Source organism: Bacillus mesophilum, from assembly GCF_008923265.1.
Taxonomy (GTDB): domain Bacteria; phylum Bacillota; class Bacilli; order Bacillales; family Cytobacillaceae; genus Cytobacillus; species Cytobacillus mesophilum.
The window spans coordinates 162,157-178,086 of sequence record NZ_WBOT01000002.1; the positions used below are offsets into that span (position 1 = coordinate 162,157).

At 37.7% G+C, this 15,930-nt stretch carries 15 protein-coding genes; 1 reads left to right on the top strand and 14 read right to left on the bottom strand.

From position 1 onward, the window contains the following. Window positions 1-14: 14 nt before the first annotated feature. On the bottom strand, window positions 15-1,646 hold the full coding sequence (locus F7732_RS05675; RefSeq protein ID WP_151572921.1) for a YceG family protein: 1,632 nt from the start codon (window positions 1,644-1,646) through the stop codon (window positions 15-17). Window positions 1,647-1,897: 251 nt separating this feature from the next. Between F7732_RS05675 and F7732_RS05680 the strand changes: the two genes are divergently transcribed. Beyond that, window positions 1,898-2,155, top strand: coding sequence for a hypothetical protein (locus F7732_RS05680; RefSeq protein ID WP_151572923.1), 258 nt, complete (start codon window positions 1,898-1,900; stop codon window positions 2,153-2,155). Here F7732_RS05680 and F7732_RS05685 read toward each other — a convergent pair. The 13 genes from F7732_RS05685 to F7732_RS05745 form a co-directional block, all read right to left on the bottom strand. Then, on the bottom strand, window positions 2,152-2,958 hold the full coding sequence (locus tag F7732_RS05685; RefSeq protein ID WP_240056549.1) for an HAD family hydrolase: 807 nt from the start codon (window positions 2,956-2,958) through the stop codon (window positions 2,152-2,154). The genes F7732_RS05680 and F7732_RS05685 overlap by 4 nt on opposite strands. Continuing rightward, a complete protein-coding gene (locus F7732_RS05690; protein ID WP_151572925.1) occupies window positions 2,958-4,067 on the bottom strand; it encodes a cysteine protease StiP family protein in 1,110 nt (369 codons plus the stop codon). The genes F7732_RS05685 and F7732_RS05690 overlap by 1 nt, the downstream gene beginning before the upstream one ends. Beyond that, a complete protein-coding gene (locus F7732_RS05695) occupies window positions 4,064-5,428 on the bottom strand; it encodes a phosphoribosyltransferase family protein (protein WP_151572927.1) in 1,365 nt (454 codons plus the stop codon). The genes F7732_RS05690 and F7732_RS05695 overlap by 4 nt, the downstream gene beginning before the upstream one ends. Further along, window positions 5,355-6,569, bottom strand: a complete 1,215-nt coding sequence (locus tag F7732_RS05700; RefSeq protein ID WP_151572929.1) for an HpcH/HpaI aldolase/citrate lyase family protein — start codon at window positions 6,567-6,569, stop codon at window positions 5,355-5,357. Before F7732_RS05700 ends, F7732_RS05695 begins: the two co-directional genes overlap by 74 nt. Window positions 6,570-6,938: 369 nt before the next feature. Continuing rightward, on the bottom strand, window positions 6,939-7,715 hold the full coding sequence (locus F7732_RS05705) for a TerC family protein (protein ID WP_151572931.1): 777 nt from the start codon (window positions 7,713-7,715) through the stop codon (window positions 6,939-6,941). A 93-nt stretch (window positions 7,716-7,808) separates the two neighbouring features. Next, window positions 7,809-8,390, bottom strand: coding sequence for a TerD family protein (locus tag F7732_RS05710; RefSeq protein WP_151572933.1), 582 nt, complete (start codon window positions 8,388-8,390; stop codon window positions 7,809-7,811). A 108-nt stretch (window positions 8,391-8,498) separates the two neighbouring features. Further along, entirely contained in the window at window positions 8,499-9,098 is a 600-nt protein-coding gene (locus F7732_RS05715) for a YpjP family protein (protein ID WP_151572935.1), read from the bottom strand. Window positions 9,099-9,111: 13 nt separating this feature from the next. Then, complete coding sequence (locus F7732_RS05720) at window positions 9,112-10,308, bottom strand: LL-diaminopimelate aminotransferase (RefSeq protein ID WP_151572937.1); 1,197 nt, start codon at window positions 10,306-10,308, stop codon at window positions 9,112-9,114. 386 nt (window positions 10,309-10,694) lie between these two features. Then, window positions 10,695-11,480 carry a class I SAM-dependent methyltransferase gene (locus F7732_RS05725; protein WP_151572938.1) on the bottom strand — a complete coding sequence of 262 codons (786 nt, stop codon included), beginning with the start codon at window positions 11,478-11,480 and terminating at the stop codon, window positions 10,695-10,697. A 68-nt stretch (window positions 11,481-11,548) separates the two neighbouring features. Further along, a complete protein-coding gene (locus F7732_RS05730; protein WP_151572940.1) occupies window positions 11,549-11,983 on the bottom strand; it encodes a BrxA/BrxB family bacilliredoxin in 435 nt (144 codons plus the stop codon). A 103-nt stretch (window positions 11,984-12,086) separates the two neighbouring features. Beyond that, window positions 12,087-13,211, bottom strand: a complete 1,125-nt coding sequence (locus F7732_RS05735) for a conserved virulence factor C family protein (RefSeq protein ID WP_151572942.1) — start codon at window positions 13,209-13,211, stop codon at window positions 12,087-12,089. 87 nt (window positions 13,212-13,298) lie between these two features. Next, window positions 13,299-15,182 carry an ABC-F family ATP-binding cassette domain-containing protein gene (locus tag F7732_RS05740; RefSeq protein WP_151572944.1) on the bottom strand — a complete coding sequence of 628 codons (1,884 nt, stop codon included), beginning with the start codon at window positions 15,180-15,182 and terminating at the stop codon, window positions 13,299-13,301. After that, the gene (locus F7732_RS05745) at window positions 15,163-15,828 is read right to left on the bottom strand and encodes an HD domain-containing protein (protein WP_240056550.1); all 666 of its coding nucleotides are present in this window, start codon (window positions 15,826-15,828) and stop codon (window positions 15,163-15,165) included. The genes F7732_RS05740 and F7732_RS05745 overlap by 20 nt, the downstream gene beginning before the upstream one ends. Window positions 15,829-15,930 lie beyond the last annotated feature (102 nt).

Genomic DNA, 15,930 nt, shown 5'->3' on the forward strand with positions numbered 1-15,930 from the left:
TTTATCCTGCTCCTTTATAGCTTTTTAAACAATTTAGAAATAGTACTTTTAATAATGGAAGGCTCCTTAAACTCTTGATCAAAAACAACATCCTCGAGCCAGTGCACATCATACAAACTTTCATCAATAAAGTTTTCAATGTCATTGTGTCCTGGAGGATTATAGATCACAATATCAATCCCAAATTGGTTTAATAGCAGCAGTAATGCTGCATCTGTGCGGACAAGAAAACCATTTACCTCATTATTATACAGTACTACTTTAGGAACATCTTGCGAATAGTCAAATTTTTGAAAAAGTTTCAGCATACTAGGAGGTATCTGCATGCTTTGTGCAAATAGATATGTTTTTATATCCTCTTCTGATTCATGCGCCAGAGGTTTTAAGTCAGGAACTGCACAAATATTGCGGATAGCTGTCGCAATCCCAGTCTGCAAACCTGCAGGCAGATGTCCATACTTCCAATAATGAGCTGAAATCATTTTTTCTGGATCCAAAAGACCAGATTTATCGAGTGCATTTTGGAAATGATAGCGAAAATCATTGTTAATGCTATTTGTGAAAGGAAACCTTTTAATAAGAAGTGTATGATCCAAGGACGTTAATTGCTGAAGCCGGTCCCAATACTCCTTTCGATTTCTGCTTACTCCTTGAACTTTAGCAAAAATAGATGGAATACTGACTGTGCCGTCCTTCACTTCAAAATTTGGACGAATCATCGCTTTCTCTTTCATTAATAAATACAGCTCATCATAAGTAGTCTTAAGTGTAACAGATACCGGAGTATACTCACGAAGCTGCCATGGTTTATAAAATCCTGAACCTTCATGATTCAGAATGCTCTCAATCTCTCTGGATGCCCGGTATGCAACGGTAGCACTTCTCCTCCTTTTTTCAGTTGGAAAAGACGCTGGATCTTTTTCATTTGCATATGTTTCTAAGAAACCAGCCGATAGCTCGCTTGCCAGCGGAGCAAGCGGATCCTTGCCAGACGGATTGTAAATAACCATGTCACACCCGAGCTTTAACATAAAGTATATAAAATAATAGTGACTTTTTACTGTTTCTCCATACCAAAGGATCTTCGGCATACTAATTTCCGGATTGACTTGAATAAGCTGGCTTTCAAGATGATTAAAAGACCATTTGACCAAGTCTACAAGCACTCTTCTTAACTCTGCATTTTTCAACCCATCTTTTTCATTAGCAGTAAAATGCTTAAGGACTTCAATCATTGCCTCGCGTATTTTGCGATGAATGGCACCGTTCTCAGATTTAATTAAAAGCTGTTCACCATCTAAAAAGGCAACAAAGCGGTTGACTGATAAATTTTGCTCGTTATTTATATTGAGGATCTTTTGAATGGATTGAAAATGATTGTTATCAATTGTTTTATCCAAATGCTCTTCACTAAGTAAGATAAAACGAATATTTTGTTCGTTTACAAGTGAGAAAAGTTCATTGTAATATTCATCTTCATCCATCTTAACACCCAATATTCGAACAACTACCTGGCCAATTTCCAATATCCCATTGTTCAAATGATAAGATGTTCTGTTATTTGTCTGTTTCTTTAGTGTTTCTAACCAGCTCTCAGCCGCAACAGCTGTGACTATTGGTTGTATTTGATTATACTCGTTATTCATAACTGAACCTTCCCCTCTCCAGAGCGAAAGAAGTAAAATAATTTAAATATGTATAACTACATCATATCATATATATGCTTTTAATCTAAATGATTACGTATATATACGAAGTTTCTGAGAAAAAGTTTCAATTTTATATGTTAAAAAATCTGCTCTACGGATATGGTACAGCAGAAATTCCTGTTAGCTTTCACCCTTTGCCTATGTTCCGCATATGATTTGGTAAATAAGCGAGAAAAAGGTGAATAGGCATGAGATTGTTTCTTGATACAAAGAAATATACTCGAAACATCCAGCAAATCGATATAGAGATATTAAATAAAGTATTAAGTTCTGGCTATTTTGTATTCCTTGATTTAATCTTCTGGTCATTTCTTTTAACCATGCTGACTTTTGAAGCACACGGTTCTATTTTTATTGGATTTATCATCTTTGTAAGTTCATATGTTTTTGGGGTAATTCTCTACAGCTTGTTGAATTTATGGCTGAAGGAGCAGCCAGGGGATTAAGTTGGGATATTAACTGTTTTAATCACAGTATCAAGCATCTCTTCCCCTGCCCAAACTCCTTTGTTTTTAGTAATCTTGCAAGAAAGCTCCTTAATTTCAGGACGCTGCACTAGCTCTCCATGATTCGGAACAAGCGCTTCTTGACAATGTCGCAAAAAATCATAGTCTAAGATTGAATCACCAGCGCCAATCATATGATCAATCATTTCACGTTCTTTAATAAATTTCAGAGCCTCTCCTTTACAAATCGGATTTGGCATAAAATACAGCTTCTTACCCTGAAGTGAAATTCTCCAACCTTGCTCAAAAGCAAATCTGCTTATTTCTTCTATATTAATCTGATCAGATACTGAATCCAAAATATAATAGAAAAACAAGTTCTCTGCTTTTTTCAGATTCCCTTGTAGTGATAAGCAGGATACCTTATCAATCATATCCTGGTAAAGTGTACAATCTTGACCAAGCCGAGCTTTTAGCACATCTTTCCATTCCAGCAGTTCCTGCCCTTTATAATGAATATTAGCCCCATTTGCTGTCACAGCATAATTGACTTTAATATCCTCTGAAAATATAAAAATTCTCTTGTATTGTTCATACGTTCTTGTTGTAACAGGAACAAACATTAGTGATTCTGCCAATTCCTTTAACATAGCAAAAGAACGTCCTGTCATATAGGCAACATCACTTTCTTCTTTTCTCTCCACTGGTACAAGATCAGAAAGATGATCCTGAGAAAAAGATTGCAAAGCGCGTTTTGAATAAATTAATGTACGATCTAAATCAGACGCAAATAGATTCATCATTATTGTTCAACCTTCTTAATTAATCCACAGCAAGTGTAATCCATGTCACGATATTCAACCATTTCTACTCCTCTTTCTTCTGCTAGCATTTTTATATGGCGAATAAACGGGCTGTTTTGATCTTTCACAAGAATTTTCCATGGAACACGTCTTAATAATACACGTGTGGTTTCGCCAACACCTGGTTTAACAAAGTGAGAGGAATCAATCCCAAATTCATCTTGAATACGTTTCACACTGGCCATTCCGCTAAATGTTACTTCAGGCTGCTGCTCCACTATTTGGGAAGCTTTTCCATATGCTTCATTAAATATATGTTCATACTGTGCCGTGATTACAGAAATATAGTCATTTGATACATCAGCACCTCTTAAGTCATTATAATATTTCGCTCCATGGAAATCCTCGGGCCCAATATAATGGTCATTAAGGACGGTTCTGCTGACTAAGCCTGATACGGTTGAGTTAAGACAAGCACTCGGAATCAAAAAGTCTTCTCTTGTTCCATATAAAGTTGTACAGTGCCCCGGATCAGCTATAACTGCTAATGTATCATCCAAAGCAATGCCATACTTGACTCGAAACTGTTGGCAGGACTTTGTCAGTTCAATGGAAATTGCTCCTTTTCCCGTCCACCCGTCTACAAACTGAATTTCCTTGTTCGGATGAGTCTTGAGTATATAATGCAAAGCATTTTCATCAATTCCTCTGTCACGAATAATTGATATACTATAATGCGGAATGTTTAATTGGTATTTTTGTTTTAAATACCTTTTCATAAGAATTCCGACAGGTGTACCCGCTCTTGCAAGGGATACTAATACAACATCTTTTCCCTTTTTCATATACACCTGTTCAGTCACAACTCCAGTACTTAGAGCTACTTTTCGCTTATATGTTTCAAGTGTTTCTAAGAACAGGTTCATATAGGAATCTGGCGGCTGATATTCAATGGGCAGACTTTCGCTATAATGCTGTCCTGACTGTATATTTTTTTCACGCTGCTCGGCAGGTCCTTCGAGCTTGTAATCACTTAAGTCTTTAAGTAAGAATATAACGTCATCAGAATCATAAGAACCGAATTTTTGTTCTTCTTTTACATGCTTCATATATCTTCCTCCCCGTTTAAATATACGACTTTTATATTTGGCACTGCCGAGCTTAACAATTCAAGAAATGGAAGGAGCTGCTGGTTGGGCACTTCCCTTTCAAAAAATAGAAATATATCATCGTAATTTCCTGGTGCTAAGTTATAGACATAATTCATAATGCTTTGATCCTGAGGGTTTGAAAACATAAAAGCATTTTTCGCTCCATATCCTTCATTATGGCATGGGAAAATAGGACTGCGTGTTGTACTGTGATAATAAACTCCTTCCCCCATGTACGAAGCGATTTTCATCGGCAGATACATAAATTCACCTGTTCCAAGCACTAATGATCTGCTTCCTGCGCGCTGTGATTCTAAATAAGCACCAATTTCCCGGAATGCAGGAAAATTAGATTTATTGCTTTGAGCTGACAAACCAAATCTTCCAGTTGCCTGCAGATAAGAAGGAGAATTTTTTTCTGCTAAGGAAGTGGAAGGAATGGATTTTAGCTGATTTGGAAGGATGCTTTGTATATTAATAAAATGATAAGTTCCTTCATTTCTCTCTGTTTCATACTTCGCGGACTCTTCGTCCAGATTTACGCTGCCATTCACACTTATTGTTCCGCTCATTAAACTAACGCAGTGGATGCTGATATTCAGCTCTTTTTCCAGCAGTTCGAACTCTTTCTTATGCTCTGCAGTCCGCCAATCCAAAATAGATACAACCGTATACTGGGTACGAGGGAACTGCTGATGAATTGATTTAATAATATTTATGGCTGTTTTCCCAGTCGTAATCTCATCATCAACAAGAATGATTTCTCTGTTATTGTCGATCATATCCTTTTCAATATAGGTTCGATGTGAGGTAGCATGGGAATGCTCTTCTTCAAAATTAATAATCGATTCTTTATCTGCGATTTGTTCTCGTGTTGTGTGAAAATAATCACCTGCCGTAAACGCATTAAAAAAAGCATGTCCAAGTGCAGTTGCCGTTTCAGCAAAGCCAATAATGACGGGATTCCACTTGCTGCTGACAAATGCATCCTCATCGTAATGCTGCGATGGGTTTAAAAAGGCAGATAGAAGAGTATCCGTTTTGCCTGACGCTTCGCCTTTAACTTCTAATAAGAAACGGTCTGCAAGTAAAGCACCACACACTAACCCAGTGGATGGAGCGATCGGGATATGCTTCCCCAACACCTTACTGACAAATAAAAAGGAACGTTTTTTATTAATTCTTGCTGCCATCTCAAATAAATCTTCCGGTTTAAGTGAATATGGATTGTTTGTAATTGTAATATCAATATTTAACTGATTCAGAATGTTTTGCGTGTAAGGTTGACTCAAGAATGTCGATGTATGTGTAGTCCTCATGCAGCACCCCGTATATTAATGATTTTTTGATCGTTTTCTCTGCCCAATAATAGTGAGGTTTTATTTCGTTCATTTTGTTGCTATATGAACTCTTTAAAACTCCTTTTTGACCATCTGCCTGTTCCAAGATCATTTTTGCATCCAAATATTCTTCGCAGGAGACGGTATTTAGTGCTTGGACCGCTTTAATATGTGTAGGATGAATAATCGTTTTTCCGATAATGCCATTGGTTATATCCATTAAAACCTCTCTTATCAACCCATCCATTTGCTGATCAATTAAATCGGTTCTTAGTTCTAATCCCTTTTGACCATATCGCTGGCGAAATGGCGTTTGCCTTAATTGTGGCTTTAGTCTGCGTTCTTTCGAGGAAAAATGCTCCCACACAGGTCCAGATACTAAGTATGGAGAATCTGAACGCGAAAAAATGTTCAAAATATCTGTTATACAGTCTCTCATAACTGCTATATCATATATAGTTGTATCTGTATTTCTGCGAATCCCAAATAAACCGCAAAAATCAGTCGCTCCAATTCTGACGTTTAATACATAATCACTAAATTTATCTAGAGCAGCTTTAATTCTAAGAAGCTCGTCCAGTCTTGTTTCTTTATAAATAATTTCTTTTGTTTCAAGAATCGGCATAACATACAATTTAAAATTCTCTCTTTGATGAAGCATTTGAATTTCATTAATAATTTCTGTTCCATTTACCGGATTAAATTTCGGAATAACGATACCAGTCAGCAAACTGAGCGCGTGCTCAGCCTGATTGATAAGCCGAAGAAGCTGTTCATAGCTGCGGATACGAATGAAAAGAAGAGGCAGATCATCTTCTTGAATAAACCCTTTTTGCATATCTTCCTGCAGTCTTAATAGTTCTTCTACAACAAGCTTCTCGGCTCTTTCAACTTCCCAGTCACCAATCGCATCTTCAAGACAAATAACCATAGAAGTCAAACCTGAATGCTTTTTCGACAGCAAATCCTGATGTATGTTTGGTCTTGTAGCAGGCATATAAAGAGTTGCACCTAAAGCATATGCCAGCTGATCCTTATCGGACCGCTTATTAAAATCGACAGGCTGCTTATAAAAAATCTTATCCAGCTCCTCATCGTGCAAATCAGAAAACAACCGCATATACTCAACTCCTTAATAGAAAAGTGGAAGGCGCTCGCTCAGGGACGACAAGCTTAAGACGAGCCAGACGGAAGGTCGTTCTTTGACCTTTTGACTGGAATGGCTTAAGACCTCGAGTCCCTAGCGCCTGGAACTAGACAACATAGAAAAGTGGAAGCGCCTTGCTCAGCCCCGACACCTCGAGGGGCTAGGCGCTGGAACTAGACAACTTAGAAAAGTGGAAGGCGCTCGCTCAGTAAAAAAAATGTAATTTGTCATTACCTGTAAATTAATTAATCTGCAAAAATGCTAAATTAGCTGTTTTTTTGAAAAATAGATAAAAAGAAAGGGAGCGGACAAATGTCTGATCCCTTTTTATACTCTAGTTGATTATAATTCTTGTTTGGCTGCTTCTTTTTTCTTATTTCTAAAGTGAATAACAAATGTAATCGCAAATACTAATACAAGGACCATGAAGAAGTAAATATGATCAATGTGAACGCCAGCTGCACTTAAGAGCATTTTTGCTGCAATAAGCAAGATCAGTACGTATGCACTTGTTTCAACTTCAGGAACTGCATCAATCAGTTTCAGGAATACTCCTGCAACTCCACGCATCATGATGATTCCAAGCATACCGCCTAGAAGTAATACCCAAATCTCTTGACTGACACCAAGAGCAGCTAAAATACTATCAATTGAGAATGCAATATCCATTAACTCAACAGAAATAACTGTTCCCCAGAAAGTACCAAATAATCGAATTAATAGGCCGCGCTGGTTAATTCCTTCAAGAGCCTCTTCATCTTCTGCTTGCTGAGCTTTCTTCTTATCAATAAAGTATTTGATCGCAAGCCATGCAAGATAGCCGGCACCAAGGACTTTAATCCACCAGAATTCAATTAAGAATACACCTACACCAATTGCTAGGAAACGGAAGAAATACGCACCTAATAATCCATAAAATAAGGCTTTTCTACGTTGTTCCGGCGGTAAATGCTTAACCATTACAGCTAAAACTAGGGCATTATCAGCTGAAAGAAGACCTTCCAGGATAACTAGCGTTCCAATTAACAGCCAGTTGTCTGGCTGTGATAAAGCTTCTGCCCACATGCCCCAATTGAATAGTTGAGAGTAGGTATGTAAAATCCCATCAATAATTTCCATTAAGCTCATTTCCCCCTGAATGTTAAATATAAATAAATCATTGGAAAGGCTCGGGCTATGCCGAGCCTTTTCCTTTTTTTATCTTAATGACTATTAACCAATCTGTAAACCAAAATCTTTTGCCAATGCAGCTAATCCGCCTTGATAACCACTTCCGTTTGCACTGAACTTCCACTCCCCATTATGGCGGTAAAGTTCACCAACCACCACTGCTGTTTCAATCGAGAAGTCTTCTCCTAGATCGTAACGAATTAGTTCTTCTCCTGAGTCTTCACTGACGATGCGGACATAAGAATTTGAAACTTGTCCGAAGTTTTGGTTTCTGGATTCACCATCATGAATGGTAATGGTAAATGAAATTTTTGAGACATTTTGCGGAACAGCAGATAGATCAACTTTTACTTGTTCATCATCTCCGTCACCTTCTCCAGTACGGTTATCGCCTGTATGTACAACGGATCCATTTCCGCCAGTTGTGTTGTTATAGAAGACAAAATCGCTATCAGATGCTACCTTGCCATTTTCTGCTAATAAGAATACGGATGAATCAAGATCAAAATCATGACCTCCATCGTACTTATTAACATCCCATCCTAAGCCAACAATCACTTTTGATAGACCAGGATTTGTTTTCGTCAGATCAACCTTTTGTCCTTTTGATAAACTAACAGCCATATTTGTTAAACCTCCATATTTTGAATTCTTATTTCTTACGTACTAAGTACATAAATGGTTTCGTTAACACACTTATATTTTTTCACATATTTTATTTTTTTTCAATTTTTAACTCATCCACTTTGGAGGCGTATTTTTATCCCAGTAAATTGCGCCTAATTCATGATGCTTTTGAAAGTCGTCATGATAAGTATGAAAATGAAAATTAAACCAATAGCCTTGCTGTGGGGGATGATCCCTTCTTACATGAAAACGAATGACGTCCTCTTTTGTTTCATCATTCAAAATATGAAAAATCTTTTCAGAATTACCTCCAGCTGGAGACTCTGTAATACTTAATTTTTTCAGATCTTCCTCCGGATACTGCTCAGCAATTTCAGCTATTGCTGCTTCAATATTCGGCAAAATACAAACATTGAATTCATCTTCAATAACAGGTTTGATTTTGGCACCAAATTTTTCATATGATTGGCATTCAGCTTCTTTAACCATTTGCTTTATAAACTCCTCCCTGCCATCTAAAAAAGAAACTTCATCATCATTCTGCGAATAATTTTTTTCTGTATGCAGAAATTCAATATGGTCCTTTTTAGGCGAGCGATCCTGATATGAGCTGTCGTATAGTAAAGCTGCCTGTGAAGGGGTAACGACCCCAAATGTAAAAAGAGTAACAAGAATGATAAATGAATTGCGCAGCCATTTTGACATACCTGAAACCTCCTTAACTGTTACTGCCTGCTGCCCAGGCTTTTGGTGTTATCATCCCGTTGTTTTTGATTTGCATAATGGCTTTAGCTAGAATTTCTTCCGGCTGAACCATAGCCATTCTGATAAAGCCTTCACCATGATCTCCAAAAGCACTCCCTGGTGTGACAACCACATGTGCTTTTTCGAGTAATTCAAAAGCAAATTCCATTGACGTATAGTTCTTTGGAATTTCAGCCCAGATAAACATTGACCCTTGAGGAGGATCTATATGCCAGCCAATATCAGCAAAACCTGATATTAAGAAATCTCTTCTTTTTTGCAAATTACTTCTCATCTCATCTAAAAAGGCGGATGAATCGAGAAGCGCTTTGGCTGCAGCCATCTGGAAAGGATGAAAAACACCATAATCCAAATTTGATTTTAAACTGCTGAGCAGTCCAATGACCTCCTCGCTGCCAGCTGCAAATGCAACACGGCACCCTGCCATGCTAAAGCTCTTAGAAAGGGAGTTCATCTCAATTCCTACATCCATCCCGCCTTCAATTGATAATAAGCTGATCGGCTTGGTCTCAAAATAAAGTTCTGAATAAGCAAAATCATGGAGCAGAACAATATTATTTTTCTTTGCAAACGCTATTGCTTCTTTAAAAAACTCCTCTGTCGCCAAAACGGGGACTGGGTTTCCCGGGTAGCTGATAATCATTAATTTTGCTTTTTCAGATACTTCATCTGGTATAAGTGACAAATCAGGCAAGAAGCCATTCTCTCTTTTTAATGGCATAGGGTATTTTACTGCACCGGCCAAATTACAGCCTGCTTCGTATGCTGTATAACCCGGATCTGGTACGAGTACATAATCGCCAGGATCACAAAGAACAAGCGGCAAATGGACAAGGCCATCTTGTGAACCCATCAGAAGAGCGACTTGGGTATCATGATTCAATTTGACATCATAATTTCTCAGATAATTGTCTGCTACAGACTTATGAAATTCGTCCGTTCCTTTTAATGTATATTGATACATCGTTGGATCTTTTGCCAAATCTGAGATCATCTCTGTTATAAAAGAAGGTGGAGGCGTATCAGGACTGCCGATGCTTAAGTCAATCATCTCTGCACCTTCAGAAAGTTTTGATTTTTTTCGTTTTGAAAGTTCTGAAAATATACTTTGCTGAAAAGATTTCATACGCTGTGATTTAATTATATCCATCGTCTTGTTCCTCACTAACCTTAAATCTATAAAAATAAATATTTCTGGAATCTGGAACTTCACTTTATGTATCATTTAATTACTCTCATTTAATTTATACTATTTTATCATAATAATAGGGAATATAGATGAAAAAACGTCTTAAAATTAGCGATATTTTTTTGATTTCATTAATAAACATGGTTATAGCTATTTTAATGAGGGAATAATGAATAAACAAAACGGAAAGTGATAGGAGGACTTCTTATGGATATGAGTGTAGTGCTTATTGGTGTTATCTTTGTTATGATTGCCTATTTTATTTACCTTGCTATCGCAGATTAGATTAAAATCAGGCACTAATAAAGGATTGACTTGGAAAGAAGTTTCCCCCAGTCAATCCTTTATTAGTTATTGCTATCTTTTAATTTAATTCCATAGTGAAATTTTGCGCTTTTTCTTTTCATTACTTCAAAGTTATAATCTATAAATTTCTCACTGCGAAAGTGATCCTTTAAAACCACACGGTCTTTTGCAACTCTGATCGCTTCATTAATCAATTCAGAAGTAAATGGTTCATATACAGCGAAATTCTTTAATGTTTTAATGCCTTCTGAAGCATCAATGCTTTCTTCAAACATGGGATCAAAGTAGACACAATCGAAACGGTTATCAGCGAGATTTCTTAATACATTTAAGGCATATCCCTGCCTGACAGTAATCCGCTTCATGGCTTCATCCATTTCGGCAATACCAGAACGCCAGGTTCGCAATCCGTTCTTTACAATAAAAGCAATAAAAGGATTTGCTTCAATCCCTGCCACTTCTCCAGTTGAACCAACCGCATAACTTGCCATTATGCTGTCACCGGCTAATCCTAAAGTACAATCTAAAAATGATTTTCCTTCAGACAGGTTACATGCTGTAAGAAAAGGATCAGGCTCATCTCTGATAATTCTTTTCATTCTAAACATCGCTGAATTAGGATGGAAAAAGAATGGTTCTCTATCACCTTTTCGGTAAAGTTCCAGTCTCTCTTTGCCATATACGATGCAATCACTATTTTCCTGTTCTTGTATGCTCTGAATCGATCTCTTTTTTCTGTAAACAAATCGAATTCCCAATTGTTCTGCAGCTTGTCTCGCTTGTTGTATGTTTTGTTCATCTGGTCTTCCGCATGTTGTTAATAGCATAATATTCACCTGCTCAGTTTAATAAGAGAAAAAGGATGCCTTTTGTGGACATCCTTTTTTAATATAAATTAAAGCTTTTCGTCAAATGCAGTCAGGAGATTTTCCATAATGGTTTCCATTGCATGGTCTTCAATATCATTACGGTGAATAAAATGAACTACTTCTCCGCCTTTGATTAATGCCATCGATGGAGAAGAAGGCGGAATTTCACCAAAAAACTCTCTCATTTGGGCAGTAGCTTCTTTATCCTGACCAGCAAATACAGTGACTAAACGATCTGGTTTCTTTTCTGTATTTATTACAGCTTGTGTAGCAGCCGGTCTAGCCAGTCCTGCAGCACATCCGCATACCGAATTCACAACTACTAATGCTGATTCATTATTTTGACTCATAAATTCATTGACATCTTCTGCTGTTAATAGTTCTTCAAATCCTGCTCTGACTAATTCATCACGCATAGGTTTTACCATTTGCTTCATATATTCTTCATAGGCCATTGACATATTTGTAATGCCTCCTTTTTAGAATTGCAATTCATTTTACTATATAATCAATTTAATGTGAAATCTGGTGAATGAGACAGTCAATGCTTCTTAAAATCTTGTTTTAAGATTTTCTAGACTCTGTCATCTGCTTCCAAACAGATCCTTTAGCTTCTTCGCCCATTTCGATTCTCTCAATGGCAAGCTTGATCTGCAGACTCACTTCAAATTCAGGATCATTTTCTGCATCCTTCAATGCCGGGAGCGCTTGTTCATCGCCAACTTCATATAAAAACATAGCGGCACGCCAGCGGACAAGTTTGCTGCTGTCTTTTAATGCATCCATCATGGCTTGCGCTGCTTGTTCGAAACCTAAATCAGAGAGACAATCTCCTGCTGTTCTTCTGACCGTGACGGTTTTATCGTTTAAGGCTTTATATAAAAGCGGAAGTACCTGCTGATCTTCAATCATACCCAAATATACGGTTGCCAACCTGCGGATAGATGCTTTTTCGTCTGTTAATGCTTTTTCAAGTACAGGCAAGTCATTTAATTCAGGATCGTCCATTTGCTCCAGCTTTTGATAGCGTACACGCCAATCCGGATCATTTAGATCCTCCAGCGTAACCTTGCCTTTTTCCTTCTGCTTCAGCTGTTCCTGCTGTTCAGGATTATTGGCAATTTCCACTAGAATATCTAATCTTTTCTGAGGATAAGCTGCTAAAAGCTCTTCTACTACTTCTTTTCCAATCGCGTCAAATTCACCATATCTAACGCCTAATTCTTTCCACTTCCGTACGACAACGACATTATCATCTGGACTTTGTGCTTGTCCAACAGCCTGAACAAATGCTTCTGGCAAACCGTATCTCTTCTCTTCTGTCCCATTAGTTAATTTCACTTGCATTGGAATGCCTTTATAGACTTGCACTAAAGCGTTTATCTCACCGTAATGCTCATCGATACGCTGCTCATTTTGATTTGCTTCTGTTTCTTCTCCAAAACAGGCTCTAACCTGCTGAAGAAGCTCCTGCCAGTCAAATTTGGCATTTCGTTCAACTGCTAAAAAGTCAGCAACATGATATACACCTTTAATTCCCTGTATCTCCAGGATTTCCTTAATCACATGGGGAGCACCTTCACTTTGATCCTTTTTGTAATTATGGCTTTTTCCCATTGGCAGTTCTTCATGAAGTATGACTTTCATTGTGTTCGGACTTGGTGTTGGTTCAATCGCTTTTATCTTCAAAAGTATCACCCTTTATCACTTGATCTGCATGTAGACTTATTTTATCACAGCAAATCTTCTGATTTCATACAGAATGCTTATGTTCGTTTATTGATCGGCTATCTCAGACAAATAACTCCATCGCTCAATTAAATATTCAAGCTGCTGATTTAAGTCATCACTTTCCTGTGTTAAGGACTGGGCCTTTTCAAAATCACTGCCCGTCTTAGCAAGTTCTGCTGCTATTTCTTCTATACGCGCTTCCGCAGCCTCAATTTTGCCGTCAATTTCTTCCCATTCTTTTGTTTCCTTAAATGTCATCTTCTTTTTCTTAGGCTTTTCCTGTTGTTGTTTTGGTTTTTCTGAATCTGATTTTTCTTTTACAGGCTGTTTCTGATTTTCTTTTTCTAAGTAATCGCTATAATTTCCGTAAATAGATTCAATGACCCCATTGCCTCGAAGGACGATAAGCTGCTCTGCCACTTTATCAAGAAAATACCGATCATGAGAAACAGTAATAACCACACCTGAAAAATCATCGAGATAATCCTCTAGCACCGTTAATGTTTGAGTGTCCAAGTTATTAGTAGGCTCATCCAGCAGTAGGACATTTGGTTCTGACATCAGGATCTTTAATAAATACAGCCTTCTTTTTTCACCGCCAGAGAGCTTTCGAATTGGCGTGCCATGCGAATATGGAGGGAAAAGGAAGCGTTCAAGCATCTGTGCAGCAGAGATTGTTTTGCCATCAGATGTTTCAACAACCTGAGCAGTTTCCTTTAAATATTCAATCATGCGTTTATTTTCGTCCATATCTTCACTTTCTTGCGTGTAATAGGCAATTTTTACGGTTTGCCCAACCTGAACTTCTCCCGTATCAGGTGCGATATTACCGGCAAGCATATTCAGGAAAGTTGATTTTCCAGTTCCGTTTCTGCCGATGATGCCAATTCGATCACCAGGTTTAATAAGGAGATCATAAGAATTCATAATCGTCTTTTCACCGTATGTTTTGTTCACATTTTCAAACTCAAAGACTTGTTTTCCAAGCCTGCTTCCCTGCAGCGACATATCAAGCCTTTCATTTGCTTTTACAGAGGATAACTCGTCGTCCAGCTTATCAAATCGCTGAATTCTGGCCTTTTGTTTAGTTGTTCGCGCTTTTGCACCTCTTCTAATCCACTCAAGTTCACGGCGATACAAATTTTTCTGCTTTTCAATGACTGCCTGCTCATTTTCCTCACGTAAAGCCTTTGCTTCTAAAAAGGCTGCATAATTGCCTTTATAGGCATATAATTTACCGCCCTCTAATTCAAACATCCGATTGGTTACAGCATCTAAGAAATAACGATCATGTGTAACAATTAATAAGGCTCCCTGATATTTGCTTAAATAATCTTCAAGCCATTTAACAGACTCATAATCAAGATGGTTTGTCGGCTCATCAAGAATAAGCAAATCAGGTGATTGAATTAAGACCTGCGCGAGTGCAACGCGTTTCTTTAACCCGCCTGAAAGCTCTCCAACTGCCTTATTAAAATCTTCTATCCCGAGTTTAGTTAGTACAGTTTTAGCATTTGTACTCGTTTCCCAGGCATTCAAAGCATCCATTTGCTTTTGCTGCTGAAACAGTCTTTCCTGAACGTTTTGATCTTGTGGATTTTCATTTAACTTCAGCAAGGTCTCTTCATATTCTCTTAACAGCTTCAAAACAGGAGCATCTCCCGCAAAGACTTGCTCCAAAACAGATAAGTCAGGATTTAACTCTGGTTCCTGAGACAAATAAGCAATTGAATAATCTTTTGGCGCTGTTATATGACCGGAATCAGGCAAGTCAACACCTGCAACAATCTTCAAAAGTGAGGATTTCCCAGTACCATTTACTCCGATCAATCCTGCTCGATCTTTTTCAGCAATTGTAAAATCAATGCCGCTGAACAAGTCTTTTTCACCATATGATTTATATATATTTTCAAGAGAAATCATTTTCATAATAACCATTCCATTCGTTAAAAAATTGCTGTAAAAAAGTCTCCATAAACTGATGGCGATCATCTGCTATTTTTATGGCTGATTGTGTATTTAGCCTTTCTTTTAGCTTTAAGAGCTTTTCGTAAAAATGGTTAATGGAGGACGATTTTCCCTGCCGGTATTCCTCCACAGTCATTTCATTTCTAACTGTTAAAGCAGGATCATAAATTGGCTGATTTTTAGATCCCCCATATGCAAAGGTTCTTGCAATTCCAACAGCACCCAAAGCATCCAGCCGATCTGCATCTTGTACAATCTTTGCCTCTATAGTCAATGTGCGATGATTATTTCCGCCTTTATAAGAAATGCCTGCAATGACATTGATAATCTCCTCTGTGATTTCAGAAGACAAAGGAAGCTCTTTTAAAAAGCTGTTCAGCTTTTTTTCTCCTGCTTCTTTTGATTTGTTCAGTTTTTCATCTGCCACGTCATGCAGGAGTGCAGACATTTCTATTATAAACAAATCTCCAAGGTTTTCTTGTTTATGTATATATTTCGCCGTATCTCGTACTCTATTTACATGTTGCCAATCATGCCCAGTGCAGTCTTCCTGCATGACTTGCTGCACAAAAATCTCCGTTTTTTTTATGATCTCTCTTTGATCCACTTGTGCCCCTCCTCATCCTGCTATAATACATATTATCATATAAATAAAAGAAGCCTAACTATGTGAAAAGCAAAAAAAGCCGAACCATTAGACAGCATATTA